We start from the raw sequence: 25,696 nt of genomic DNA, 5'->3' as shown, positions 1-25,696 counted from the left end.
CAACAGGGATGCATTCCGGGTGGCCGGCTTGGTTTAGGCAGCTTCTGGCTGCCTTTATGCGTTTGCCACTTTGCCCAGCAAATAAACGAGCAGCTGCTGATTGTGGGCCGATATCCGGTCCAGCGATTCCTCAAACAGCTTCGAGCGGATTTCTCTGCCCCGCTCTGCCTCGGCTTGTCCCTTCTCCGACACAGATACCCACACGATTCTGCGGTCATTGTCGTCCCGTGTACGCACGATCAGCTCATTGCGCTCCATCCGGTCAAGCAGCGTCGTAATTGCCGCTGGCGTCGTGGACAAATGCTGCAGCAAATCGGATGGCTTCATCGGCTCAAATTGCAGCATCAGTTCGAGCACGTTAAGCTGGCCTTCCGTCAAAGGGGCCAACCCTTCTTCCAGACTCATCTTCCACTCTCTCGTCAACTTCGTCCATAATCGAGTAAATTCTTCAGAAACCATACCGACACCCGCTTCCTGTCCGATTTTCTCCTTATTACCAATTATACCAAACGGCAATGTCGAATAAAAGGTTAACCCGATTAATAATTTGAGTCATTAATCGCGATAGTTCCGAACGTTTTGACAAGACTAGACATACAATGAGCATAGGCGATCTCCCTATTTGTCAATGTATTGCCTAATGCCGGATTGAAGGAGTGATCCCATGGAAGAGCACAAAGCGGAAATCATTCGGAAAATAAAAGCTTATGGCATCATAAAAGACCCACAATGGCTGGACCGCCCGGATGAGCTGGTGCCATTGTGGGTCATGCTTGACGCGATGGTCAAATTGATCGAGCGCTTCGATCCGCCGAACCGTCCTTACGATTGATGGGACGAGAGCGCCGGACGAATAATGATCGAAGCGATCGTGTCGTTCTTCTCTACCGGCACAAGCAGCTTTCCGATTGATTTACGGTCTTCGATCGGTGCTTTCTCTGTGGAGGCCGATAGATGTGCGCCAGATGTCGTCAGCGCAATAATATCGGATGCTTCCTTGCAATACAATGCGGCAACGAGCACATCGCCGTTTGGCTTCACTCGTTTGCCTTCTTTGAATTCAAAAGTCTGTACGCCTTTGCCGCCCCGGCCCTGGACCGGATAATCGAGCAGCAGCGTCCGTTTGGCATAGCCAATATCAGTTACGACGAGCAGTTCGCCTTCATCGTCTGCGACCCATTCCGCCGCAACAAGTTCGTCATCATCCTTAAGCTGCATGCCGCGAACGCCTGCCGCCACACGTCCCATCGGGTTAACTTCGCTTTCTGTGAAGCGAATGCTCATCCCTTGCTTGCTGACCAGCAGCAGCTGCTGTGAACTGTCGCTGACTCCAACGCGAATAATTTCATCGCCATCCGCTACCTTACAGGCTGTAATCGCCGTAGAGCGCGTCGTCATATATTCCTTAAGCTCCGTACGCTTAACCTGTCCGCGCTTCGTTACGAAGACGAGGGACACCTCAGAAGCGTTGAAATCCTTGACCGGAATAATACTGATGACGGAATCATCTTTCGGGATCGGTACGATATTGACGATTGCAGTACCCGTGTCCTTCCATTTGAACTCCGGAATTTGATGGACAGGCAGCATATAATACTGGCCTTTCCGGGTAAACAGCAGCAGGTTGTCGATCGTATTGACTTCGTACAAGCTGCTGATCAAGTCGCCTTCCTTCACTCCGGCGTTATCCAGCTCACCCCCGGAGCGCGTGAAGGACAGCATGCTCGTCCGCTTCATGTAGCCCTCGCGGCTAAGCGTTACCAGTACATCCTCTGGTGTCACAAGCACTTCCAGATTCACCTTAAGCTCTTCGACTTCCCCGCGAATTTCGCTGCGGCGGTCGATGCCGTATTTATCGCGGATTTCAACCAGCTCTTCCTTGATGACCGATAGCAGCTTCTTCTCGCTGTCGAGGATCGAACGCAAGTAAGCGATCTTCTTCATCATTTCCTTGAGCTCTTTCTCCAGCGACGTAATCTCCAGGTTAGTCAGGCGATACAGCTGCAAAGTCAGAATGGCATCCGCTTGACGTTCACTGAAGCTATACTTTTCAACAAGATTGTTTTGTGCGTCGGCGCGGTTTTTGGACGCTTTAATCGTCGCGATCACTTCATCAAGCAAGTTCAGCGCCTTGACGAGACCTTCTACCACATGCGCACGGTCTTCCGCTTTCTCCAAATCATACTGCGTCCGGAACGTTACAACTTCCTTCTGATGCTCAATATAAGCGCTTAATATTTGCTTGATACCAAGCTGTTGAGGCGCTTTATTAACGATCGCTACCATATTGAAGTTGTAAGTAACCTGCAGATCGGTTTTCTTGAGCAAATAAGCGAGAATGCCATTTGCGTCGGCTTCTTTCTTCAGCTCGACAACGATTCTTAGGCCGTTGCGTCCGCTTTCGTCGCGAACCTCTGCAATGCCCTCTACCTTCTTCTCCAAGCGGATATTTTCCATCGCGGTCACAAGCCGTGATTTCACGACCTGATACGGGATTTCCGTAATCGTAATCTGCTGGCGTCCGCCGCGCATATCTTCGATTTTTACTTGCGAACGAATATAAATCCGTCCTTTTCCCGTTGCATAAGCGTCGCGAATGCCTTCTTCGCCCATAATAACGCCGCCCGTTGGGAAATCAGGCGCTTTAATAATCGTCATCAGCTCTTCAAGCTGCATATCCGGACGATTCATAAGCGCGATACAGCCATCAATGACCTCACGCAAATTATGAGGCGGAATTTCTGTTGCGAAACCAGCGGAAATGCCGGATACGCCGTTCACGAGCAAGTTCGGATAACGCGACGGCAGCACGACCGGCTCTTTCGTCGTGTTATCGAAGTTGTCCTTGAACTGGACGGTTCGTTTCTCGATGTCGCGCAGCAGCTCCATGGCGATTGGCGACAGACGAGCTTCCGTATAACGCATAGCTGCGGCCGGATCATCATCCATCGAGCCCCAGTTGCCATGGCCGTCTACGAGGACATGTCCCATTTTCCAAGGCTGCGCCATACGCACCATACCTTCATAAATCGAAGAATCGCCATGCGGATGATAGTTGCCCATTACATCGCCGACTGTTTTCGCCGACTTGCGGTACGGTTTGTCCGGCGTGTTGCTGGAATCGTACATTGCGTATAAAATCCGGCGTTGAACCGGCTTGAGGCCATCCCGAACGTCGGGAATGGCACGATCTTGAATAATATATTTCGAATAGCGTCCGAATCGGTCACCGACGACCTCTTCCAAATACGCCGGTAAAAACTGTTCGAGCATACCCATGTCGTTGCCCCCTATTCCTCATACTCCGTGAAGTCGACATTTTCCAAAATCCACCGTTTGCGCGGATCGACTTTATCGCCCATCAAGGCGGAAACCCGGCGCTCTGCTTTCGCCGCATCTTCAATCTGCACTTGCAGCAGCGTGCGCGTCTCGGGATTCATCGTCGTCTCCCACAGCTGTTCCGGATTCATCTCGCCAAGTCCTTTATAGCGCTGGAGCTCAAAGCTTTTGCCAAATTCCTTCAAGTAATTTTGCAGCTGCTCGTCTGTCCAGGCATAACGCACCGTCTCCAGCTTCCCGGATTTGCGGGAAATTTTGTACAGCGGCGGCTGTGCGATGTAGATCCGGCCCGTATCGATAAGCGGCTTCATATAGCGGTAAAAGAAAGTCAGCAGCAGCACTTGGATATGCGCGCCGTCCGTATCCGCATCGGTCATGATGATAATCTTGTTGTAGTTGCATTCCTCGACGTCAAATTCCGGACCGACGCCTGCTCCGATCGAAGCGATAATGGCTTTATACTCGTCGTTCTTCAAGATGTCGAGCAGTTTCGCTTTCTCGGGATTCATCGGCTTGCCCTTAAGCGGCAGGATCGCCTGATATTTCGAATCACGGCCTTGCTTGGCCGAACCGCCGGCCGAATCGCCTTCGACGATAAACAGCTCATTGCGGGTAAAGTCTTTCGATTGCGCCGGGGTGAGCTTGCCGTTCAGATTGGAGCTTTCACTCTTTTTCTTCCCGCTGCGAATTTCCTCTCGCGCTTTACGAGCCGCCTCACGCGCCCTTGAGGCCTGCACAGCTTTCTTAAGCAACGATTGCGCCACCTGCGGATTTTCTTCCAGGAAAACCTGCATTTTGTCCGTTACAACCGCATCTACCGCGCTCCTTGCGGAAGCGCTGCCGAGTTGATCCTTCGTCTGCCCGACGAATTCGACCTCACCCATTTTAATATTGATGACGGACATCATCCCTTCGCGCAAATCATTGCCCTCCAGGTTTTTATCCTTCTCCTTCAGCAGCCCTGCTTTACGGGCGTAATCGTTCATAACCCGCGTATACGCCGTTTTGAAGCCGGTCTCATGCGTACCGCCGCCGCGTGTCGGAATAGAGTTGACGAAGGAAGCAATCGTTTCTGTGTAGCCGTCATTGTATTGCAGTGCGACTTCAACCTCGATGTCGTCCCGTTCGCCTGCAAAGTGAATGACGTCATGAAGCACGGTTTTGTCTTCGTTCAAATATTCAACGAACTGCTTGGCGCCGCCCTCGTAATGAAACACGTCCTGCTTGCCGCTGCGGTCGTCTTTAATCGTCACCTTCAAGCCAGAGTTGAGGAAGGCGATCTCCTGCAAACGTTCCGCAAGCGTATCGTAGTTGAGCGAAATACCGTTTTGAAACACGCGCACGTCGGGCTTGAACGTTACCTTCGTCCCCGTCCGGTTCGTAGAGCCGACGACTTCCAGCCCGGTTACAGGCTCGCCGACATGCTCCTTGCCTTTTTTGTCTACCCAATACTCAAAACGCATTTTATGTATTTTGCCGTCACGGAAAATTTCAACTTCCAGCCACTCGGACAGCGCATTCGTTACAGATGCGCCTACGCCGTGAAGGCCGCCGGACTTTTTATAGCCCGATCCGCCGAACTTTCCGCCTGCATGAAGAATCGTATAAACGACCTGTGGGGTTGGAATGCCTGTTTTATGCATGCCTGTCGGAATGCCCCTGCCATTGTCGTGAACCGTTATAGAACCGTTTTTATGTAAGGTGACGTCAATAGCCGAACAAAATTTGGCTAAATGCTCGTCCACCGCATTATCGACAATTTCCCAAACGAGATGATGCAAGCCTGAACTGCTGGTGCTTCCGATATACATGCCCGGCCGTTTGCGCACAGCCGTTAATCCTTCCAGAACCTGTATATCATCAGCCTCATAATTGCGATCAGCCGCTGTCGAATTCGGGGGAAAATCAAGTTGTTCTGCCATAGGGCCTGGCCCTCCTTAGTTATTGCGTTTCCATACTTCAAGTATTTTAATGCAAATTGTCCCGATTAGTAAAGACATCTTCACGAACGAAGCATACGTTAATCGCCCGAACCCTAAGCCCGGCAAGGGATAAGAAGATTGATAAATTCGAAGGCGGCCCATAGGATCGCCCGAAATAGATGCGTTTCAACCTGCTGTAAGCATCAGTTTTTCCGTAAATTCAAATTATAAGCCTGCCGATCCTTACGTTCCTCCTTCATTTGGCTGATTTTGGGTAACGCCTGCTGCGGCGTATGCACACACCACCCTGCTCGCCTCTCAATATATTAGGTTTAATAAGACAATGTGAGGAGCAAGCGATCAATGACGAGTGACGCGGGAACGCAATTATATTTGGAACTGCTCAAAAAAACAATCTTATTCGAAATTTGGCTGGAACATGAAGGCGGCAACGCAACCCCCACAAACCGTTGGGAAGGATTGGATTGGCCGAATATCGCCCATAGCATGATCGGCAGACTGCGGATGAATCAGCTTCATGAAGCCATGGATACGGTTCTGCGCGAAGGCATTCCCGGCGATTTCATCGAAACCGGCGTCTGGCGCGGCGGCGCGTGCATTTTTATGCGCGGTTTTCTGAAGGCGCATGGCATGAACAACCGGCGCGTCTTTGTCGCCGATTCATTCGAAGGACTGCCTGTGCCTGATCCCCAATATCCGATTGACGCAACCTCTACGTTTCATACGCAAGACTTCCTGCGCGTAAGCTTGCCGGAAGTAAAAAACAATTTCCGCAAATACGGTCTGCTCGACCGGCAGGTTACGTTCCTGAAAGGCTGGTTCAAAGATACATTGCCTGTCGCTCCGATCACCCAACTGGCGATCGCGAGGCTCGACGGCGATATGTATTCCTCTACGATGGACAGCTTAAACAATTTATATCCTAAACTCTCTATCGGCGGATTCCTCATCGTTGATGACTATTCGATCGGTTATTGCGCTGCGGCCGTCCATGATTTCCGCGCTATTCACAACATTACTGATCCCATCATCCCTATCGACATCACCGGCATCTACTGGCGTAAAACCAAGTAAATACCGAATAACAGGTTAAAAAAAACGGAGAAGCCTTCCTTCCGCGCATCGAACGCGGATGTGAAGGCTTCTTGCTTATGAGGCCTAGACAATCCTATACCGCCTCTTTATTGCTTGTATTCAATCCACAGCGATTCCGCCGCCTGTCGTGCAACCTCACGGGCTTGCTCGACGTCTTCCGCTGTGCTCAAGGCAACCGCCATCCGGCGGCCGACCTTCGTCTCCGGCTTGCCGAACACGCGAACCTGCGTATTAGGCAGCGCTAATGCTTTCTCCACTCCGCCGATATTGAACTCGGTATGCTCCCGGTCCGCTTTAAGCGTATGGGATGCGCCCGGTGACAGCAGCCTGATGGTCGGGATCGGAAAGCCGAGAATAGCCCGGACATGCAGCGCAAATTCCGACAAATCCTGCGTCGCCATCGTCACCATTCCGGTGTCATGCGGACGAGGCGACACTTCGCTGAACAGCACGCCGTCTTGCGTTATAAACAGCTCAACGCCATACAGGCCGTGGCCTCCCAGCTCATCGGTAATACGCTGTGCGATATGCTCCGCCTCTTTTATCTGCTCGATCGTCATGGCATGCGGCTGCCAAGATTCGATATAATCCCCGTCTTTCTGCACATGGCCAATTGGTGCGCAGAAGCTCGTTCCCGATACCGAGCGGATCGTAAGCAGCGTAATTTCCGATTCAAACGTAACGAAGCCTTCAACGATAATCCGTTGTTTTTTGGCGCGTCCGCCCTCCATCGCATACTCCCAGCAAGCCTCGATATCTTCCTCTGTCCGGCAGATGCTTTGTCCTTTGCCGGAGGAGCTCATAATCGGCTTAATGACGCAAGGCAAGCCCAATTCCTTGACGGCCGTCTTCAGCTCGTCCAGCGAATCGGCAAAGCGATAAGGTGCTGTCGGCAAGCCTAGCGTCTCCGCTGCAAGTCTGCGGATGCCTTCGCGGTCCATCGTCAGCCTCGCCGCGCGGGCCGTCGGTACGACGCGGAAGCCTTCCTGCTCCAATTCCAGCAGCGTTTCCGTTGCGATGGCTTCAATCTCCGGTACGATATAATCCGGACGCTCCTCTTCGATAATGCGTCTAATGGCTGCCCCGTCAAGCATATCGGCGACATGATACCGATGTGCGGCCTGCATAGCCGGCGCATTCGCATACCGGTCGACCGCGATCGTCTCGACGCCTAACCGCTGCGCCTCCAGAATGACTTCCTTACCTAGTTCTCCTGAGCCTAGCAGCAGCATTTTACGAGCTTGCGATGACAATGGTGATCCATACATAACGAAAAAGAACCTCCCGGAAGTTTTACTTCCATTGTGGAGGTTCTTTTTGCAAAAATCAATAGTTAAGCCGACAAGAATCGATATTGCGCTTCGATCAAACCGTTATAAACGCCGCCTCTAGCGATCAGTTGATCATGCGTGCCTTGCTCGACAATACGGCCATGATCCAGTACGACAATTTCATCAGCATTGCGGATTGTAGACAACCGGTGAGCAATCATGAAGGATGTGCGTCCAGCCAGCAGCGTCTTGAGCGCTTCCTGAATATGAAGCTCTGTTTCCGTATCAATGCTTGCCGTCGCTTCGTCCAGAATAAGAACGCGAGGATCAGAGAGCAGCGCCCGTGCGAAGGACAGCAGCTGTCTTTGTCCCATGGACAACACGTTGCCGCGTTCCTCAACTTCGGTGTCATAGCCGTCTGGCAGACTCATGATGAAGTCATGGGCGTGAACCGCTTTGGCTGCTTCAACAATTTCGCTATCCGTCGCATCCAGTCGTCCATAGCGGATGTTGTCACGAATTGTTCCGGCGAAAATGAACGTATCCTGCAGAACAATACCGACCTGCGAACGCAAGCTGTCGATGGTCACGTCGCGAATGTCTTTGCCATCGATAAGCACGCGCCCTTCCACCGGATCGTAGAACCGGCAGAGCAGATTGATAATGGTACTTTTGCCCGAGCCTGTATGTCCGACAAGCGCGATCGACTGGCCTGCCTTCACGTCGAGGCTAATCCCTTTGAGCGCTGGTCTTCCCTTCTCATACTCGAACAGAATGTTGTCGAACTTCACATCGCCGCGGATGCTGAGCAGCGGTTTCGCTGAACCTTGCTCGCCTACGGTAGGTTCCTCATCGATAAATTCGAAAATCCGCTCCGAGGAAGCCATGGCGATCAGCAATTGGTTGTACATTTGCCCCAGACGGTTGATCGGGTCCCAGAAGTTGCCGATGTAGTTGGCGAAACCAACGAGAACACCGATCGTAATTTCATTCGATTGAATGAGATGTGCACCGTACCAGAACAAGATCAGCGTACCAATGGCCGAGGTGACCTCAATAATCGGACCAAACATCTGGTTAAGCGCAGATGCTTTGTTCCATGATTTTAAGTTGTCTTCGTTCATATTTTCGAAAAAGCTCATGTTGTCTTTCTCTTGCACGTAAGCCTGCGTAATCTTCATGCCTTGAATACTCTCGTTGAGGTGAGCATTGATCCGGGACTGCTTCATCCGCACCGTCTGCCAAGCGAAACGGATTCGTTTGCGAAGCGCCGTCGATACGATGAACATGAGCGGCACCGTAATCATGATGGCCAGACCCAGCTTAAAGTTCCATACGAGCAGAATGACGACGATCCCGACGAGCTGAACACAGTCCATAAGCAGGTTGACGACGCCGTTCGTGAACAGATCCTGCAGCGCATTGACGTCATTCGTTACCCGGACAAGGACGGAACCGGCAGGCCGCTTGTCATAGAACCGGAATGAAAGCTTCTGAATATGCTGGAATAGATGATGGCGCAGGTCGTAAATAACCTTCTGGCCGATAATGTTTGTATATTTGATCCGGTACGTATTCGACGCCCATTGCACGATGAACAACACGAGCATGATTGCGGCGATCAGATAAAGCTTTGGAAAGCTCGTCGGCCCGTTTCCATTATCCGGCGCAATAGCCTGGTCAATCGCGAGAATGACGAGCGCTGGAATGCCGAGTCGGGTCAATGTACCAAGAATCATCATAATAATGACGGGAGTAAGCTCTTTCTTATAAGGGCTCATATAGATGAGCAGGCGGCGAACCTGAGCCCAGTTGAACGGCTTTTCGATCGCATCATCGTCCTTGTAAATAAACCTGGCGTTTTTATCGTTTACATTCGATTTCTTGGCACTCATTGTACGCTGCTCCTATTCCGCTCCGACTCCGAGAGCTGCTGATCAATATAAGGATGATCCGCATATTGGATATTGTAAGTATCGCGGTAAGGCCCTGCTTGCTTCAGCAGCTGCTCATGCGTGCCGCGCTGCACGATATGACCTTCATCGAGAACGATGATTTCATCGGCATGGCGCAAGGAGGATATCCGGTGTGCGATGATGAACGTTGTGCGCCCCTCCATCAATTCCTTAAAGCCGGCTTGAATTTCATGCTCCGTTTCCATATCGACCGCGCTTGTCGCGTCGTCGAGAATCAAGATGCGCGGGTTCTTAATCAAAGCTCGGGCGATCGCAATCCGCTGCTTCTGGCCGCCGGATAAGCCCATGCCGCGTTCGCCTACGATAGTGTCATAGCCAAGCGGAAGCTCCATAATGAAATCATGCGCTTTCGCCATTTTCGCCGCTTTAATAATTTGCTCCTCAGTCACATCACGAACACCGTAAGCGATGTTGGCGCGAATGGAAGCCGAGAATAGGAACGTTTCCTGGAATACAGGGGCAATCTGGCTGCGCAAGCTTTCCGTATCCATATTGCGAATGTCGATCCCGTCAAGCGTGATCGTGCCATTCTTAACGTTATAAGCACGCATCAGCAATTGAATAATCGTCGATTTGCCTGAGCCCGTAGCGCCAAGCAAGCCGATAACCGAGCCGGCAGGCGCATCGATCGATACATCCGTCAAAGCTGGCGATTTATCCGGATAATTGAACGTTACGCGGTCAAACCGGACATGACCTTTAACAGCTTCGCTTTCCAGCACGATGGGATGCTCGATGTTTTTCACATGGACATGCTCGTTCAGCAGACCCAGCACCCGTTCGCCGGAAGCTTTCGATTGCGTGTAGTTGTTGATATGGAAGCCAATCCCCCACATCGGACCGATAATGTACCAGATCAAGCTGAAGAAGGCTACAAGCTCACCGAGCTTCAGATCGCCTCTCATGACGTAAGATCCGCCTACAATAAGCAGAATAACGACGCTCAGGTTGGCGAACAGCTCCATGTAAGGGAAAAACTTCGCCCAAATCGTCGCGGCGCCAATCTGGTTCGTCTTATACGCTTCATTGCGTACCGCGAACTTCGTCACTTCATGCGGCTCTCTTGCAAAGGATTTAACCGTACGCACGCCGGTGATATTTTCCTGCACCGCGGTCGTCAGATTGCTCATCGCTTTCCGCATTTCGCGGAAGGCCGGATGAATGTTCTTCTCAAAGCGAATAGCCGAGAAGGCAAGCAGCGGAATCGTCACCAGCGTAATAAGCGTGAGCTGCCAATGGATGGACATCATCATTGCCCCGCCAAACAGCACCATCAGCACTACGTTCAAAATTTGCGCAAAGCCGAAGCCGATAAAGTTGCGGATGGCCTCCAGATCGGCTGTCAGCCGCGACATCAGATCGCCTGTTTTCGCTTTATCATAATATTGGAAAGAAAGCGTTTGTAATTTGTCGTAACAAGCGTTCCGAAGACGCAGCGCAACCCGGTTGCCCAGCCGGCCGCCAAAAAATCCGTGCAAAAATTGCATAAAGCCTTTGAAGGCAACGACAGCAACGACTGTTAAAGCCAGCGCCGGCACCTTTTCGAACTTACTTTCCTTGATGACATCGTCGATTAGAATGCGAAGCATATTCGGATAAACAAGACCGAGCGCAGTCGCACACATCAGACAGATGATGGAAGTTAGCAGAAACTTTCGTTCTACCCAATAAAATCGCTTTAGCTGTCTAAAGACGTCCAAGTAAATCCATCTCCCCGTTCTATTTTTATAAGTATGAGTTGAATATTATCAGCATCATCTGGGAGGAGCAAACTGTAGAAATTTCCGAATATTTGACTATATGAGCCCAATTTGGCGAATAAGAACAGTGAAGGGGGTAATGCTCCCAAATCGTCCAAAATCGTCCCTTAGGTGTGTGTATTGCTCCATTTTTGCACAGAATCACACTGTCCATAAAAAAATGAATCCAGCCGCTCTTGTGAGCGGCTGGATTCATTAAGCGAATTGCGATATAGATAATGAAAGATCGTTTACATTTGGATATCAATTAATTGTTGATGCAGCGTCTGAAGCTCTTCTACGTTTGCATTATCGGCCAGCGATTTTTGCATGCCGGCAGCAAAACTGGACAAATCGGATAACAGCGCGTCACCTGCGGCCGTCGCCGCTTGTGACCACCATTCACCATAAAGCTCCGTCCAGCTCTCGCTGTGAGTATTCATCCACGCTTGCAGAGCTGGCGTGACGAATGGCTCCAGCTCCTTGCGCAGCGTCGCTTTGCCTTCGCCTTCAAAAAACTGGCGAGGCGATTTGAAGCGGCCCCACAGCCATTTGGCATCAATAGCTGCCGAAGGCGTCCATTCGACGACCGCATCCGGCGTCGGCAGACTCGCCGTTTCGTAAGGAATGCCGGAATAGCCGTTAATGAGCTCTTCCAGCTTTTCCGAGCAGCCCGCGTACTGCTTCTGTAGCAGACTGTTCAAATTGCGTTCCATACGCAGAGTTGTTGCCTGCAGCTCCTGCGACAGCTCCATTTGCACAAGCCGCTGAAGCTCCAGCCATGAAGTCCAAATCATTTTGCGCAAATCGCGGCCGTCATCCTGCAGCGTCGAGGGGTTGAACGCATAGTTGTAAAACTCCCCGAAGCGCAGCTGGATACGCTGCACGACGTAGTACAGCAGCTCATTCAGCTCCTGCGTCAGTTGAGCAGGCGCCGCTGCCGTCTTGAACGCCTCGACGGTTGTTCCGGCTGCTGTCTGTCTCTCCGCAAGCAGCGCACTTTCCCGTTGACGGGAAGCGGCATCCCCTGCCGCACTGTTCAGCCAGCCTTGCACGGTCGCGGCAGCTCTGGCAATTTCCTGCTCCGCTGCGTCGACAGCCAGTTTCCCGAGATCATTTTGCACAAAATGAAGGAATGATTGCTCAAATGCGGCAACACCGGAATGCTCCAGCTTGTCTTCGTCTCCAGCTAGCTTCGCATCCAAGGCGTCGAGGCTGGCTACCGGGAAGAGACGGGGGTTGCGAATGCCATGCTGCAGCAAATTTTGCCCCACATGCTTCAGCACGCCCTGCAGCTCCTCCTCGTCTGCAGCCAAGTCGGCGGCGTTGACGAGGAAAAACATTTTATCCAATTCAAATTGGTCCTTCACACGGCCGAGCTGCATTAAGAACTGCCGGTCCGCCTGTGAGAAGGCATGATTATAATAAGTAACGAACAATACCGCATCCGCGTTTTTAATATAATTGAAGGCTACGCCTGTATGGCGGGCATTGACCGAATCCGCTCCCGGCGTATCGACGAGTACGATCCCCTGCCGTGTCAGCGGGCAATCGTAATAAAGCTCGATCTCGCTTACGAAGCAGGAACGGGATTCTTCCGCAACGAACAGCTCATATTCCGCCTGCGATACAGTCAGCGACTGTCCCAGCTGCCCCTCATGCCGGTCCCAGCCGCTGCGCGCGGCGCGCAGGAAGCTGTAGTGCGGTCTGCCGCCCGCGTGAATAGCGTCAGGCGACAGTTTGTCGATCGCGCGCATAATCGCCGGAGCGTCCGGCAGCGCGCCTGCAGCCGCATCCTCGCCAAGCAAGTTGAGCGAGTAGCGCAAATCTTCGATGATGGCGTCACGCGACTTCATCACGACAGTCGCTGTGCCATGCTCGTGCTCCGCCGTAGGCGGCACGAGCCGGTTGATCGCCGCGGTCGTCGGATTCGGCGATACCGGCAGCGCCGGCTCGCCGATCAGCGCATTCGCGAGCGATGATTTGCCCGCGCTGAATGCGCCGAACAGCGCGATTGTGAACCGGCTTTGCTGCAGCCGGTTCGCTTTGTCGCGCATAGCGTTGCCCGCGGCTGCGAGCAGCGCATGCGGTTCCAGCAGCGCAGCCGCGCGCTGGAGCCGCTCGGCTGCGCCGCGCTGCTGCGCAAGCGCCGCTCCGCCGGCGAGCGCTGCGCCAGCGCTGGCACGTGCTGCGGCGCTTTGCGGCGCGCGTGCAGCCTGCTGCGCCTGTGGCGCTGGCGCAGCTGCCGCGTCCGCAGCTTGCTGCTGTGCCTGCGCGGCAGCAGCACTGCGGGCTGCGCTAGGCGCCGGCAGCGCCGGGCGAGGCGCCTGCGGCGGCAGCGCATCGGCGAGACGCGCTGCGTGCGAGGCGGCAAGCGCCTCCAGCGCCTCGAGCTGCGCCAAGGCGCCCGCTTGCGAGCCTAATGCGGCAAGCTGCTCCTGCGCTGCGGCAGCTGCCGTTCCGCTCGCTGTCGCGGCGTACTGGACAAGCTCGTCGACCAGCTCAAACGCGCGTTTGCGATATAAGCTTTTCACTTGGCTCTCCAGCTCACGGGAATATGTCATCGTATACTCATTGCCGAATACGGCACCGGTATTAACAAGGTCAATCAGCCATTGCGGCTGAGGCTGCCAGTCGAACGTTTGTTCAAGCAAAGGCTCCAGCCGATCAGTTGCAAAGCCAATCCCTTCAGCAGCCTTGCGAAGATAGTCCTTCACATGCCAATCGATGGCCGCGTTCACCTGACCGCTGAAATCAGTACGGAAAGCTTCCATACGCCGTTCCTGCTCGGCAGCGGTTTTCGCCCCTGCAAATAACAAGCCCGCTTTAAAGCCCGGCTTGCGGCTCTCCAGAAACGCATGAGCTTTATCGCGAATTGGCGCGGGCGTAATAATTGCGCTATCGATTAATACTTGCAATTGGCGCCGGAACTCAACTCGTACGGCATCCGGCTCAGCCTTAAGCCGCTCCATTTCAGCCCGAAGCCCGTTAATTTGTGATTGCACTTGTGCGGCCGCTTCTTCGCCGCCAGCTTCTGCGAGCAGACGCTCACGCTCAGGTTCCGCTCTAAGCTCTAGCGTCTTGGCATGCTGTGCCAGCAAATGCCGCAGCGAAGCATCAACGCTATAAGCAGCCAAAGGCTCACCCAGCTCCGCCAAACGGCTCAGGAGCGTCAAGAGCTCATCCCATTGCTGATGCGGATGGTCCGGCTGGCGCAACGACAAATAAACGATCCCTGCCGGCTCAAGATGCCAAGCTTGGAACGCTTCTGCTACGCTGCTTCGGTACTGCTCGAAAGAAAGCTCCCGTTCACGATGCTTGTCAATTTGATTCACAATAAAATATAAGGGCTTGCCCCAGTCCTTCAACTGTTTGGCGAAAGCGAAATTAATTTCCGATTGGACGTGGTTATAGTCCATCACATAGAAGACGACATCAGCCAAATGAAGTGCCGATTCCGTAGCCATCCGATGCGCATCATCCGTCGAGTCGATCCCCGGCGTATCAAGCAGCACTGTATGATTGCCCAAACGTTCCGTCGGATAGGTTATCGCTACGGAAGCGATGCCTTCTCCGTCCTTGCAGTAAGCGTCAAGCTCGTGCAGAGGTACTTCTACCTGCTTGCTCGTTCCGTTCTGTATTTGCACAATACTAGCCTGCGCCTTTTCCCCGCCACGAATCGAGACGACGTTGGCGCTCGTCGGGATTGGGCTTGAAGGCAGCAGCTGCGCACCGCACAGCCTGTTGATCAGCGTTGACTTGCCGGCGGAGAAATGGCCGCAAAAAGCAACAGTAAGCCGACCCTCGGTCAGCTTACTGTTTAGCTCCAACGCTTGGCTGGCATGAAGCGCATCTCCGGCTGCGGCCATCTGGTCTGCCGCAAAGGAGATAGCATCCGCCATGCTTTTGAGCGTCGTTTCTACCATGGCTTATACAGCTTCCTCTTCGGCAGGCAGGCAAATTTCAAATACGTTGCCATGCTGCAAAATCATAATGTTGCGTTCTTTCTCCTTCATAACAACCACTTCTGGTTTTTGGCGCATGCGCTCAATGTATTGGTCAGGCACGTCGCCGGAGCCGCTAACCGTAATTCCTTCTACAAGAATGTCTTCGTTCTCTTGGGGAGGAGCTTCCAGCACCTGCTCATAAATATCGGAGAACAGTTCAAAATTGTTCGTATAAACGGAAATGCATTTCATCGTCATCATCCTTCATTGGCTATTTTCGGTTTCATTGCCTTATTTTTAGTTTTCTTCTCGATGCCCGGCTTCATACGTTTCTGGCCTTCTTTACACAAATCCAGCAGCGGGCAAATCGGGCATTGCGGATTTTGCGCTTTACAGTGGTATCGGCCGAAGAAGATCAAGCGATGATGCGTAAGCGTCCATTCGTCCATCGGTACCAGCTTCATCAGCTTCTTTTCCACTTCAAGCACTGTATCATCCGGTTTAGCCAAAGCGAGCCGTTTTGATACCCGTTCCACATGGGTATCGACTGCAATGGCCGGTACACCGAACGCATTGGAGACGACTACATTGGCGGTCTTCCGTCCTACACCCGGAAGCTCGACCAATTGTTCGTGCTTGGACGGCACTTCGCCGCCGTACTTGTCGATCACAATGCGGCAAAGCTTCTGTATGTTGGATGCCTTGCTGCGGAATAGGCCAATTCTCCTAATATCCTGCTCCAGCTCTTCCAACGGCACAGCCAAGTAATCTTCCGGTTGTTTATACTTTTCGAACAGAGATACAGTCACCTTATTAACGGTTTCATCCGTACACTGCGCGGAGAGCAATACCGCAATCGTAAGCTCGAATGGATTGCTATGACGCAACTCGCAATGCGCATCGGGGAACATCTCTGCCAATGTATCCAGTATATGGCGCATCTTCTGCTTCGCATTCATCGTCCTTCGCTCCCCCATCCAAACACTATCGTTCAAAGTGTAGCGAAATTTGTCACGGTGCGCAACCATTATAAGCGGTAAATAAAGAAAAAAACTGCCCTAATGGGCAGTTTTTTCACATAACCTTACGATTTTACACTTTTTTAATTTCATAGGCCTTATTGCGGAACCCATAAACGATGATCGCATCCCCGCTTTTCAGCGTGCTGATTGCAATGTTATCGCCTTTATAGGTCACTTTCGTCTCCTCCGTTACCCGGAAGAAGTTGGCATTGTCAGCCGAGGAAGTCATTAAGGTCCAAAGCGTGCTATCTGATGCACTGTACGAAGTGAATGTACGCTGCTCGCCTACCGCAACGTTCACGATGACAGTATCGCCTGCATCGAGGTACACCTCAACAATGTCTCCTGCTTGCAGCAGCGACAAATTGGCAGCTGAGCTAGTCCCTTTATTTACTTTAAAGTTAGCGCCTACCGAAATAGACTTAGTCGTACCGTTCTTAAAGCCCACGACAAAGCCTGTTGTATTAACGGATTGAATCGTTCCATACGTGTATTCGATCGCTTTCACGTATTGAATCGCTTTTCCGATATACGCGACGTTAATATTCGTGCCAAGCGAAAGCTTGTCGACCGACAGTTTTGTACCCTTCTCATCCGTAATATCAATACCGGACAGATCGAGATCACGAGTTGCAGAACCAACTCCCGTTGATACCGTTACTCTCTTGTTCTGGCTGTTAATCGAGGTAACTGTATATTGGTACGTTTTATGCAATTGGATCGTCGATGCTCTCGTTTGATTGGAATCCAGAAGCGCCGTTACCGTATCGCCAACTTTCAAATCGGTAAGAGTACCGTAAGATTGACCGCCCAGCTCAACTGTCGGGCCGCTGACGTAAGGCACGCTAATTATCGATTTGCCGTCATTTATACTGAGCGTACTGCTGGACGTATTAATAGAAGTAATGACGCCCGTTTGCTTATAAATAAATTGAACCGAAATCGCGGCTTGTCCCGACGCGTTGATGTTGAGCTTCCGCCCTTTAGTCAAATACTCAGCTGCATCCGCAACCGAGATCGCTTTGCCGTTATAATCGATTTTCGTTTTATCGTTTAAGTAAATAATGGAAGCATTTTTGCCGGAAGCATCAATGATTACCATCATCTTCTTATCCGGCGAGTAGCTTTCTACCGTAGCGCCGTTCAGTGTTTCCACATTACGGTTCACGACCTTCACGGCCGTAACCCGGTCATTGTCATTCAGTGTTATCTCGATTTCATCGGCTTCCTTCACCAGATCATCGATCGTTGCCGAGTTAATGCCAGGGATCGTCACATCAACCTTGCTGGCCAAAAACTTGGTGACGAGCTCTTTGTTCGCATCCATATACGTAATAATTGTATTGTCCGCGTTGAAGAACTGGCCTTTAACCGTTCCGGCACCCGTCTGCTGATCGGCAACCAGCTTGACTGCCAGCCGTTGATCGCGGAATTTATCGAGCGTAATCGTCAAGCTGCTGTCGCGTTTCAGATCAGCAAGCTTGATCGTATTGCCCGACACGTCGAGAATCGTCAGATCGTCGCCGAAATTGATTTTAACCGGCTCGTCATTAATCCATACGTAAATATATTTGCCCGCTGCGTTCACGCGGTCCAGCTTGGCTGTAATCGTCTCGATCTGCTGTTCATCGCTAAGCGACTCTAAATAGACCGCTTTGCCCAATTTCGTAATAACAGAAATTTTCGTATAAAGCTTAATAGCGGAAGCATTTATCGCCGTATCGCTATCTGCACGATAGAACAACGTGTCCGAACCAACTGTATAGGTCTGCTCGGTACCGCCGTTATACACCGTAACAGAGCTGCTGCTCAGCTTCGTAACGATACCGTTAATTTGACCTTCGTATTGCACCGGAAAAAGAGCCTCCGCACGGCTGAACAACGCTGCCAGACTCATCCGGTTGACTGGCGCCTTCGGATCGAATTTATCAGCGGTTACACCCTTTACCAATCCTAATGATACGCTCGCATTGACATATCCGCGATAATTCGATGCGATTTGACCGTCATCGTTGAAGGCCGATTTCGTATTGGCGAGCTGAAGCGCTTTGTTGTTCTCGCCGATTGCACGTACAAGCAGCTTCGTTATCCATTCTCTGGATGCAGCAATATCGCCCCATCCTTTGCCGCCGTTGCCTGCAGCGATGGCAAACTCTTCTTTCTCGTCCAAAATGCCTTTATCCAAGGCAAGCTTCACGTAAGGCTTGAAATACGCGCTCACTTTGAACGAGTCCGGGAACGTTACCGTCCCTCCGACCTGAACCTCGTTTTGAAGTCCAGCGAACCGAAGCGCCATTACAATAGCTTCCTCTTGCGTTACGCTTTTGGCCGGACGGAATTCCGAGGTTCCATTAACCGTCACATAACCGTTTACGATGCCTTGCAGCGCAAGCTTGGCAATATGCTTCTCAGCCCAATGGCCGGCGCTCACATCAGTAAAAGGCGTATTTCCGATTGCTGCGGCATAAGCCGATTGAGCGGGAAGAATGGCCGGTACACCGCCGGCAAGTAAAGTGAAGGCTAGCGCGCTAGCTACTAATTTTGTACGGGAAGATTGCGATGGCATGAATGAATTTCCTCCTTATAATATTCCTGTTTCTATCGGCAACTCGTCTATGATTTATTCTTGTGCGGAACGCAGAGTCGGATGCTCCAGCTCGATGTGGCCCATAAGCGTCTCGACAGGCTGACCGTCTACCAGCAAATCATAAGATTGGACAAAATCAAATTGAAACAGCGTTTGCTCCAAATTGTCCAGCACCATAGCTTCACCTGGCGCTCCTAATCTCGCTTCATCCGGCAGATGAATGTCGACGGTTACCAACCCGTTGTCCAGCTTGACCGATAATAACTCAATAGGTTTCCACAGCGATTGGGCTTCACCTTCGCCTTCCGCTTGCAGTGCCTTAACGGCCTGCTCCACTAAATCGGCATCATCGCTGTAAGCAATATCCGCTTGCTGCTTAATAGCAGCGTTTAATTCTTTATCGGCAAAAAAGACATCAATCTTTGCCTCTTTTTTAGCCGGTTCCGTCGGTTCAGGCGTAGCCGAAGGGGTTGCTGACGGCTCCTCCGTCGCAGCCGAACCGCCTTTCGTTGCAGAATTGCTGCCGCAAGCAGCTGTAATGGCTATCAACAGCAGCAGTGGTAGTACCCACTTGATCGGTTTACGCATGATGTTACTCACTCGCTTTCTTTAAGAAAGTTTCAAGTACTCTTTAATGCCGGTTACGAGCGCCTGGGCCATTTTATTCTGGGCAGCGTCGTTGAACAGAGCGGTAGCATCCGACACATTCGATAAGAAGCCTGCTTCCACTAATACAGCGGGCATCTTCGTTTCTCGAATAACGTGGAAGCTTTCCTTCTTCACGCCTCTGTCTTTAAAGCCTGTCGATTTCGCAAAATATTTGTGAATAACGTTAGCTAATGCTTTGCTGTCATCTCGGTAATAGTAAGTTTCCGTACCCGTTACAGTTGGTCCGGCTTTGTTTGCGTGAATAGATAAGAATAAGTCCGCTTTATTGCTATTTGCAAAAAGGGCGCGGTTGGCAAGAGTGACGTATTTGTCGTCTGGCCGACTCAGCAGCGTCTTAATCGATTTTTCCTTATCGAGCAGCGCCTTTACCTTCAGCGAAAGCGATAGATTAAATTCCTTTTCCCATTTGCCTGGCAAAATGCTTTGAGCGCCCGGATCGGTGCCGCCATGCCCTGCATCGATGACCACAGTGTAAACCTTGTTCGTTGGAGGATTCGGATCCACTGGCGTTGTTGGGTCGGTAGGAGTTGTCGGATCAGTTGGTGTTGTTGCCGTACCATCCGTCATGCTAATGCGCAGTTCATTGGTACCCGGCGTCAACTCAACGCCTGCATCAGCTGACAAATCGAGCACGATGCGTGCAGTTGCAGGATTACTAGTGAACAGGGAATATCTGATCTGCTGCAGCGTTGCATGTTCCGTAACCGGAATTTTTCCTTCAGCACCGCTGAATTGCGCGGCTAGATCACTTGAATACCCTACGTTAGGGAAATCAATAACGATCCGCTTCGGGTTGTCCAGCTTGAACGGCGTCTTTGCCGCTACTGTTCCTTCATAATTGATTACGATACCGTTCATCCCATCATACAGGATGGAAGTCAGCTTACCTGTGGTACCAGCTGGCGGATCTGTTGGCGGCGTAGAAGGCTCCGTAGGATCTACCGGCTTGTCGTCCTTGTACATGTACACGGACTTGGAGTCGTTGTTCCATACGACCTTAATGCCAAGATTATCCCCAATGAAGCGGAGAGGGATAAGGGTATTTCCTTTCAGCACGACTGCAGGCGTGTCCATTTGCACTTTTTCATTGTTTACCAATGCGATGCTGTCGTTGATCTTCAAGATGATTTCGTCAGTTTCACTATGTATGATGACTGTCTGCGACTCTTCCATCCAGGTTACCTTGTAACCAATGCTTTCGGATACAAGTCTGATCGGAACAATCGTATACCCTTTTTGAACGATCTGTGGATCTACTGTAGGCTTCAACAGCTGATCGTTCAAATACAGCTTCGGAACAACAACCGCGCTAGCAGCTTGTCCGACACCGGCAAATAAAGTGAACAATACCGACATAAACAACAAAATGGGTACAAACTTCTTCATTTTCCACCTCGATGACTGAAATTGCCCGCATCGAATGTGCTCATTCGACTTAACCAGACAATTTTTAGACGCATGGCGACAGAAAAAGTTGCGTGCTTGGCCAATGTTTTAGGTTTTTCTTTCCTATGCCGGAAATCGTTGCTCACACTGGTTCCTTACCCATTAATTAGGGATTGTAAACAAAAACGGCCCCCTGTTTGGGAGGACCGTCTTCTCATAGCTGTGTATTAACCAAGTTTAGCGGCACGTTTTTGCTCATATGCCGTAATTTTATCTTCATGCTTCAGCGTCAGGCCGATATCGTCCAAGCCTTGCAGCAGGAACTGGCGGCGATGCTCGTCGAGCTCAAATGGAAGCTCCAGACCGTAGTCGTCAGTAAGACGTTTGTTTTCCAGATCGACAGTCAGCTTGTAGCCGTCGTTTTTCGCTGTGCGTTGAAACAGGTCTTCGACTTGCTCTTCGCTCAGTTTGATTGGCAGAATGCCGTTTTTAAAGCAGTTGTTATAGAAAATATCCGCGTACGAAGGCGCGATTACGACTTTGTAGCCGTAGTCCAAAATCGCCCAAGGCGCGTGCTCACGGGAAGATCCGCAACCGAAGTTGGCACGGGAGATCAAGACGGAAGCGCCTTGATAACGCGGTTTGTTTGGTTCGAATTCAGCGTTTACTTCACCGTTTTCATGAAAACGCCATTCGAAGAACAGAAATTGGCCGAAGCCGCTGCGCTCGATGCGTTTTAGAAATTGTTTAGGAATGATAGCGTCCGTGTCGACATTTACGCGGTCGACCGGGGCAACGATGCCCGTTAGTTGTTTGAATGGTTCCATATCGGTAATACCCCTCTCTCACACGTTCAATTAGTTCAACACTTCGGATTTAACGTTCCAGTCGCGTACATCGGTAAAGCGTCCGTTAACCGCTGCCGCTACTGCCATTGCTGGCGATACAAGGTGAGTACGTCCGCCGCGGCCTTGACGGCCTTCGAAGTTACGGTTGGAAGTCGATGCGCAGCGTTGGCCCGGTTGAAGCACGTCCGGGTTCATCGCGAGACACATGGAGCAGCCCGCTTCACGCCATTCGAATCCAGCTTCGATAAACACTTTGTCGAGGCCTTCTTTTTCCGCTTGGATTTTAACACGGCCAGAGCCTGGAACGACGATAGCCGTTACACGGTCGCTGACTTTGTAACCACGAGCGATTTCAGCTGCGGCGCGAAGGTCTTCGATCCGGCCGTTTGTGCAAGAACCGATAAATACATAATCGATCTCGATTTCAGTAATCGGCGTGCCTGGCTTCAGATCCATATATTCAAGCGCTTTTTCTGCTGCTTTGCGCTCGTTTTCCGTAGGCAGATCTTGAGGGAAAGGCACTTTGGACGTGATGTCCGTACCCATACCCGGGCTTGTGCCCCAAGTTACTTGCGGGATCAGCGAGTCTACGTCGAAGTCTACGATCGTATCGTAGGTTGCGCCCTCGTCAGTCGTCAGCTGCTTCCACTCTGCAACCGCCTCTTCATAATTAGCCGGCGAATATTCGCGGCCTTTCAGGTAATTGAAAGTCGTTTCATCCGGTGCGATCAGACCAGCGCGCGCGCCGCCTTCGATCGACATGTTGCAGACCGTCATACGCTCTTCCATAGTCAAAGTACGGATTGCTTCGCCTGTATACTCGATAACGTAGCCAGTTGCAAAGTCCGTGCCGTATTGTGCGATAACGCCCAAGATCAAGTCTTTTGCTGTTACGCCTGGTTTACGGCTGCCTTTGAAGCGAACTTCCATCGTTTTTGGCTTCGATTGCTGCAAGCATTGCGTAGCCATAACGTGTTCAACTTCGGATGTACCGATACCGAAAGCAAGTGCGCCAAACGCGCCGTGAGTCGAAGTGTGGCTGTCGCCGCAAACGATCGTTTTGCCAGGGTGTGTCAGGCCGATTTCAGGGCCCATAACGTGAACGACACCTTGGTCGATATTGTCAAGATCAAACAGCTTTACGCCAAAATCTTTACAGTTTTGCGTAAGCGTGTCGATTTGCTGCTTGGAGATCGGATCTTTAATATTGTAACGATCTTTCGTCGGTACATTGTGATCCATCGTAGCGAAAGTCAGATCCGGGCGGCGCACTTTACGCCCCGACAGCCGAAGTCCTTCGAAAGCTTGCGGCGAAGTTACTTCGTGCACCAGCTGAAGATCGATATAAATGATGCTTGGCTGGCCTTCCTCTTGATGAATGACGTGATTGTCCCAAATTTTCTCAAACAGTGTTCTTTTCGTCATTATGTTCACCCCGTCTTATCAATGTTTCTCTTTAGCTTTTATTAAGATGGAACTAGCATAGCATTTCTTTCTTGATTGATCTAAGATATAATATCTATAACGTTTATAGGTATCAACTATAGAAGTTGCGTAAGCGCGCATGAATGAGAATACCCCATCTATCAGTGAGAATAGAGAGAAAACCTATTTTTGAAAGGGAGAATATTTCCGCTATGGAACTTAGACAACTTCAGTATGTCAAACAGATTGCACTCGAAAAAAACTTCTCCCGTGCCGCCGAAAAACTGCACATCGCGCAACCTTCCCTCAGCCAGCAGCTTTCCAAACTTGAACAGGAGCTCGGCGTGCTATTATTCCGGCGTACGACCAATTCCGTCGAGCTTACGCAGGCCGGCGAAGTTTTCATCAACAAATCGCAGACTATTCTCGACGCTGTCGAGCAATTGAAGCAAGAAATGGACGATATGGCGCAAATGCGGCGCGGCCGGCTTGTCGTCGGGACGATGCCAATTACGGGTGCCCATATTTTGCCGCTCGTACTCCCTGTGTTCGGCGAGCTGTATCCGCAAATTGAAGTGGTATTGATGGAAGAAACCTCTGCCCGCCTTGAGCAGCTTACCGCAAGCGGCGGCACCGACATCAGCCTGCTCTCCCTGCCTTTGGAGGACTCCTCCCTTGCCTGGGAAGTATTAATGGAAGAAGAAATCTGCTTAGCCGTGCCTCCTCAGCATCGCCTTGCCGGAACTAACGTTCCTTTGAGGATCGGAGAGTTGAAGGACGAATCATTCATTGGCCTCAAAAAGGGGCAAGGCTTCCGGCAAATTACAGTCGAGCTCTGCCAGCGCTCCGGCTTCACGCCCAACATCGTCTTCGAAAGCAGCAACATGGAGACCATTCAATCGCTCGTGGCCGGCGGCATGGGCATCGCCTTCGTCCCTCGCATGCTGACTCGCTACCGGGGAAGTGAATTCGCGCCCAGCTACTTGCCGCTGGCTGACAACCCTTCGCGCACGCTTGTCATCGCCTACCGGAAGGGCCGCTACCTTTCGAAAGCGGCAGACGCCTTCATCCGAACGATGAACAACACGATGAGCCAGTATTAAGCTGGTGTAATTATAACGAACCAGCTTCGCTAAAAAGCGGAGCTTTTTTCGTTCTACATGCCTGCCTTCGGCCTGAAAACGTCTATAGCGCATGTTTTTTCTCTATAGTGTAAACGCATTTCCTTATTGAGAAAAAATGTACATTATTGACCCTAATTGGCTCAAAATCGCCAAAAGATCGGCATCTGGTGTGAAGTTACTTCCGTTAAATAGCGAATCTGGTTCGTTAATCGATAGCTGCGAGGAAACTACCTTCTGTCAATTTACTCTATTTTGATTCGTACAGCGCTCGCAGCCAATTTTGCATCACCATAGGCCGACTGCACACGAATGAACCAACCAACGTCTCTTTTGCACATACTCCACGCTTCTAACCAATTTATCTGCTATATCTCCTCCTCCCTCCTTTCCCATAACGCAAAATGCAAACGAGGTTCTCCCTATACAGGAGAACCTCGCTCGGCACTAACTTCAAACTCGCCAACCGCTTAATAAAGCTTTGGACGGCGATCCTCAAACACCGGAATTTTCGCTCTTACCGAATCGACTAGCGACAAATCGATATCGGCGTAGAGTATCGCCTCTTCCTCGCCGCCTTCGACGATCGTTTCACCCCATGGATCAAGCACCATGGAATGGCCGAAAAACGATGTATCCCCGCTAGTTCCTGTACGGTTGCAAGCAATAACGTACATCTGGTTCTCGATCGCTCTAGCCGTAAGCAGCGTACGCCAATGATGGAGGCGCGGATGCGGCCATTCCGCCGGAACGAACAGCAGCTTCGCGCCTTCAAGCGCAAGCTTCCGGGACAATTCCGGAAACCGGATATCGTAGCAAATCATCATTCCGGCTTGATGGCCTTCGATTTGCAGCTGGCCCAGCTTGTCGCCTGCGGCCAAATACTTTTCTTCATCCATAAGGCGGAACAGATGGATTTTGGAATAGTCGCCGATTTCCCGGCCTTCCCGGTCAAAAGCATAGATCGTGTTGTATACGCCATCGGCTTTTTGCTCCGCAATCGAGCCTGCGATAATATGAACGGCATGTTTTTTGCTGAATGCCGAAATGTAAGCCTTAGTCCGCTCTCCCTCAGGATCTGCTAGCTCGTTGATTTCCGTCAACGCATAGCCGGTATTCCACATTTCCGGAAAAACGATCACATCCGGCTTGCCGGGCTCGGCAACCGCCTCCTCCAGCATGCTTGTAAGCTTGGCGAAATTGGCCTCCGGCTGCCCAACCTCGATATGCATTTGCAGAAGCGCGATCCGCAATGATGATGTCATCGGTAAAACTTCCCTTCACAAATCATTATTATTTTCCCTAATGATACCCTCTCATGGTTCTCT

18 protein-coding genes are annotated in these 25,696 nt (G+C 51.2%); 3 read left to right on the top strand and 15 right to left on the bottom strand.

The window, feature by feature from the left end:
• Window positions 1-54: 54 nt before the first annotated feature.
• The gene (locus IEX98_RS04930; protein ID WP_188887773.1) at window positions 55-459 is read right to left on the bottom strand and encodes a MarR family winged helix-turn-helix transcriptional regulator; all 405 of its coding nucleotides are present in this window, start codon (window positions 457-459) and stop codon (window positions 55-57) included.
• A 205-nt stretch (window positions 460-664) separates the two neighbouring features.
• On the opposite strand from IEX98_RS04930, the gene IEX98_RS04925 reads away from it, so the two are divergent.
• Window positions 665-832, top strand: coding sequence for a hypothetical protein (locus IEX98_RS04925; protein ID WP_188887772.1), 168 nt, complete (start codon window positions 665-667; stop codon window positions 830-832).
• On the opposite strand, the gene gyrA is transcribed toward IEX98_RS04925, so the two are convergent.
• On the bottom strand, window positions 823-3,279 hold the full coding sequence (gene gyrA / locus IEX98_RS04920; protein ID WP_188887771.1) for a DNA gyrase subunit A: 2,457 nt from the start codon (window positions 3,277-3,279) through the stop codon (window positions 823-825). The two genes, IEX98_RS04925 and gyrA, sit on opposite strands and share 10 nt — an antisense overlap.
• 11 nt (window positions 3,280-3,290) lie before the next feature.
• On the bottom strand, window positions 3,291-5,261 hold the full coding sequence (gene parE / locus IEX98_RS04915; protein ID WP_188887770.1) for a DNA topoisomerase IV subunit B: 1,971 nt from the start codon (window positions 5,259-5,261) through the stop codon (window positions 3,291-3,293).
• Between the two features lie 363 nt (window positions 5,262-5,624).
• Here parE and IEX98_RS04910 point away from each other — a divergent pair, with 363 nt between their 5' ends.
• Entirely contained in the window at window positions 5,625-6,356 is a 732-nt protein-coding gene (locus IEX98_RS04910) for a TylF/MycF family methyltransferase (protein ID WP_188887769.1), read from the top strand.
• Between the two features lie 107 nt (window positions 6,357-6,463).
• On the opposite strand, the gene purT is transcribed toward IEX98_RS04910, so the two are convergent.
• The 11 genes from purT to leuC form a co-directional block, all read right to left on the bottom strand.
• Window positions 6,464-7,645 (bottom strand): formate-dependent phosphoribosylglycinamide formyltransferase, encoded by a 1,182-nt coding sequence (gene purT / locus IEX98_RS04905; protein WP_188887768.1) that lies wholly within the window; start codon window positions 7,643-7,645, stop codon window positions 6,464-6,466.
• A 65-nt stretch (window positions 7,646-7,710) separates the two neighbouring features.
• A complete protein-coding gene (locus IEX98_RS04900) occupies window positions 7,711-9,543 on the bottom strand; it encodes an ABC transporter ATP-binding protein (RefSeq protein ID WP_188887767.1) in 1,833 nt (610 codons plus the stop codon).
• Window positions 9,540-11,324 (bottom strand): ABC transporter ATP-binding protein, encoded by a 1,785-nt coding sequence (locus IEX98_RS04895; protein ID WP_188887766.1) that lies wholly within the window; start codon window positions 11,322-11,324, stop codon window positions 9,540-9,542. Before IEX98_RS04895 ends, IEX98_RS04900 begins: the two co-directional genes overlap by 4 nt.
• Window positions 11,325-11,614: 290 nt before the next feature.
• Complete coding sequence (locus tag IEX98_RS04890) at window positions 11,615-15,289, bottom strand: dynamin family protein (protein ID WP_188887765.1); 3,675 nt, start codon at window positions 15,287-15,289, stop codon at window positions 11,615-11,617.
• A gap of 3 nt (window positions 15,290-15,292) precedes the next feature.
• Window positions 15,293-15,562: an NAD/NADP transhydrogenase alpha subunit gene (locus IEX98_RS04885; RefSeq protein WP_188887764.1), complete on the bottom strand. Its 270-nt coding sequence runs from the start codon at window positions 15,560-15,562 to the stop codon at window positions 15,293-15,295.
• A 5-nt stretch (window positions 15,563-15,567) separates the two neighbouring features.
• Window positions 15,568-16,269 carry an endonuclease III gene (gene nth, locus IEX98_RS04880; RefSeq protein WP_188887763.1) on the bottom strand — a complete coding sequence of 234 codons (702 nt, stop codon included), beginning with the start codon at window positions 16,267-16,269 and terminating at the stop codon, window positions 15,568-15,570.
• Between the two features lie 133 nt (window positions 16,270-16,402).
• Window positions 16,403-18,898, bottom strand: a complete 2,496-nt coding sequence (locus tag IEX98_RS04875; RefSeq protein ID WP_188887762.1) for an S-layer homology domain-containing protein — start codon at window positions 18,896-18,898, stop codon at window positions 16,403-16,405.
• Between the two features lie 54 nt (window positions 18,899-18,952).
• Window positions 18,953-19,507, bottom strand: a complete 555-nt coding sequence (locus IEX98_RS04870) for a GerMN domain-containing protein (protein WP_188887761.1) — start codon at window positions 19,505-19,507, stop codon at window positions 18,953-18,955.
• A gap of 21 nt (window positions 19,508-19,528) precedes the next feature.
• A complete protein-coding gene (locus IEX98_RS04865; RefSeq protein WP_188887760.1) occupies window positions 19,529-20,974 on the bottom strand; it encodes an N-acetylmuramoyl-L-alanine amidase in 1,446 nt (481 codons plus the stop codon).
• A gap of 227 nt (window positions 20,975-21,201) precedes the next feature.
• Window positions 21,202-21,801, bottom strand: a complete 600-nt coding sequence (gene leuD / locus IEX98_RS04860; RefSeq protein WP_188887759.1) for a 3-isopropylmalate dehydratase small subunit — start codon at window positions 21,799-21,801, stop codon at window positions 21,202-21,204.
• Window positions 21,802-21,831: 30 nt separating this feature from the next.
• On the bottom strand, window positions 21,832-23,247 hold the full coding sequence (gene leuC, locus IEX98_RS04855; protein ID WP_188887758.1) for a 3-isopropylmalate dehydratase large subunit: 1,416 nt from the start codon (window positions 23,245-23,247) through the stop codon (window positions 21,832-21,834).
• Between the two features lie 212 nt (window positions 23,248-23,459).
• On the opposite strand from leuC, the gene IEX98_RS04850 reads away from it, so the two are divergent.
• Entirely contained in the window at window positions 23,460-24,350 is an 891-nt protein-coding gene (locus IEX98_RS04850; protein ID WP_188887757.1) for a LysR family transcriptional regulator, read from the top strand.
• 488 nt (window positions 24,351-24,838) lie between these two features.
• Here the strand turns inward: IEX98_RS04850 and IEX98_RS04845 are convergent, their stop codons facing one another.
• Window positions 24,839-25,633, bottom strand: a complete 795-nt coding sequence (locus tag IEX98_RS04845) for a carbon-nitrogen family hydrolase (protein WP_188887756.1) — start codon at window positions 25,631-25,633, stop codon at window positions 24,839-24,841.
• Window positions 25,634-25,696: the final 63 nt, after the last annotated feature.

It is taken from the genome of Paenibacillus radicis (ex Gao et al. 2016), assembly GCF_014641555.1.
Taxonomy (GTDB): Bacteria; Bacillota; Bacilli; order Paenibacillales; family Paenibacillaceae; genus Pristimantibacillus; species Pristimantibacillus radicis.
This window is presented reverse-complemented; position numbering and strand designations above follow the sequence as displayed.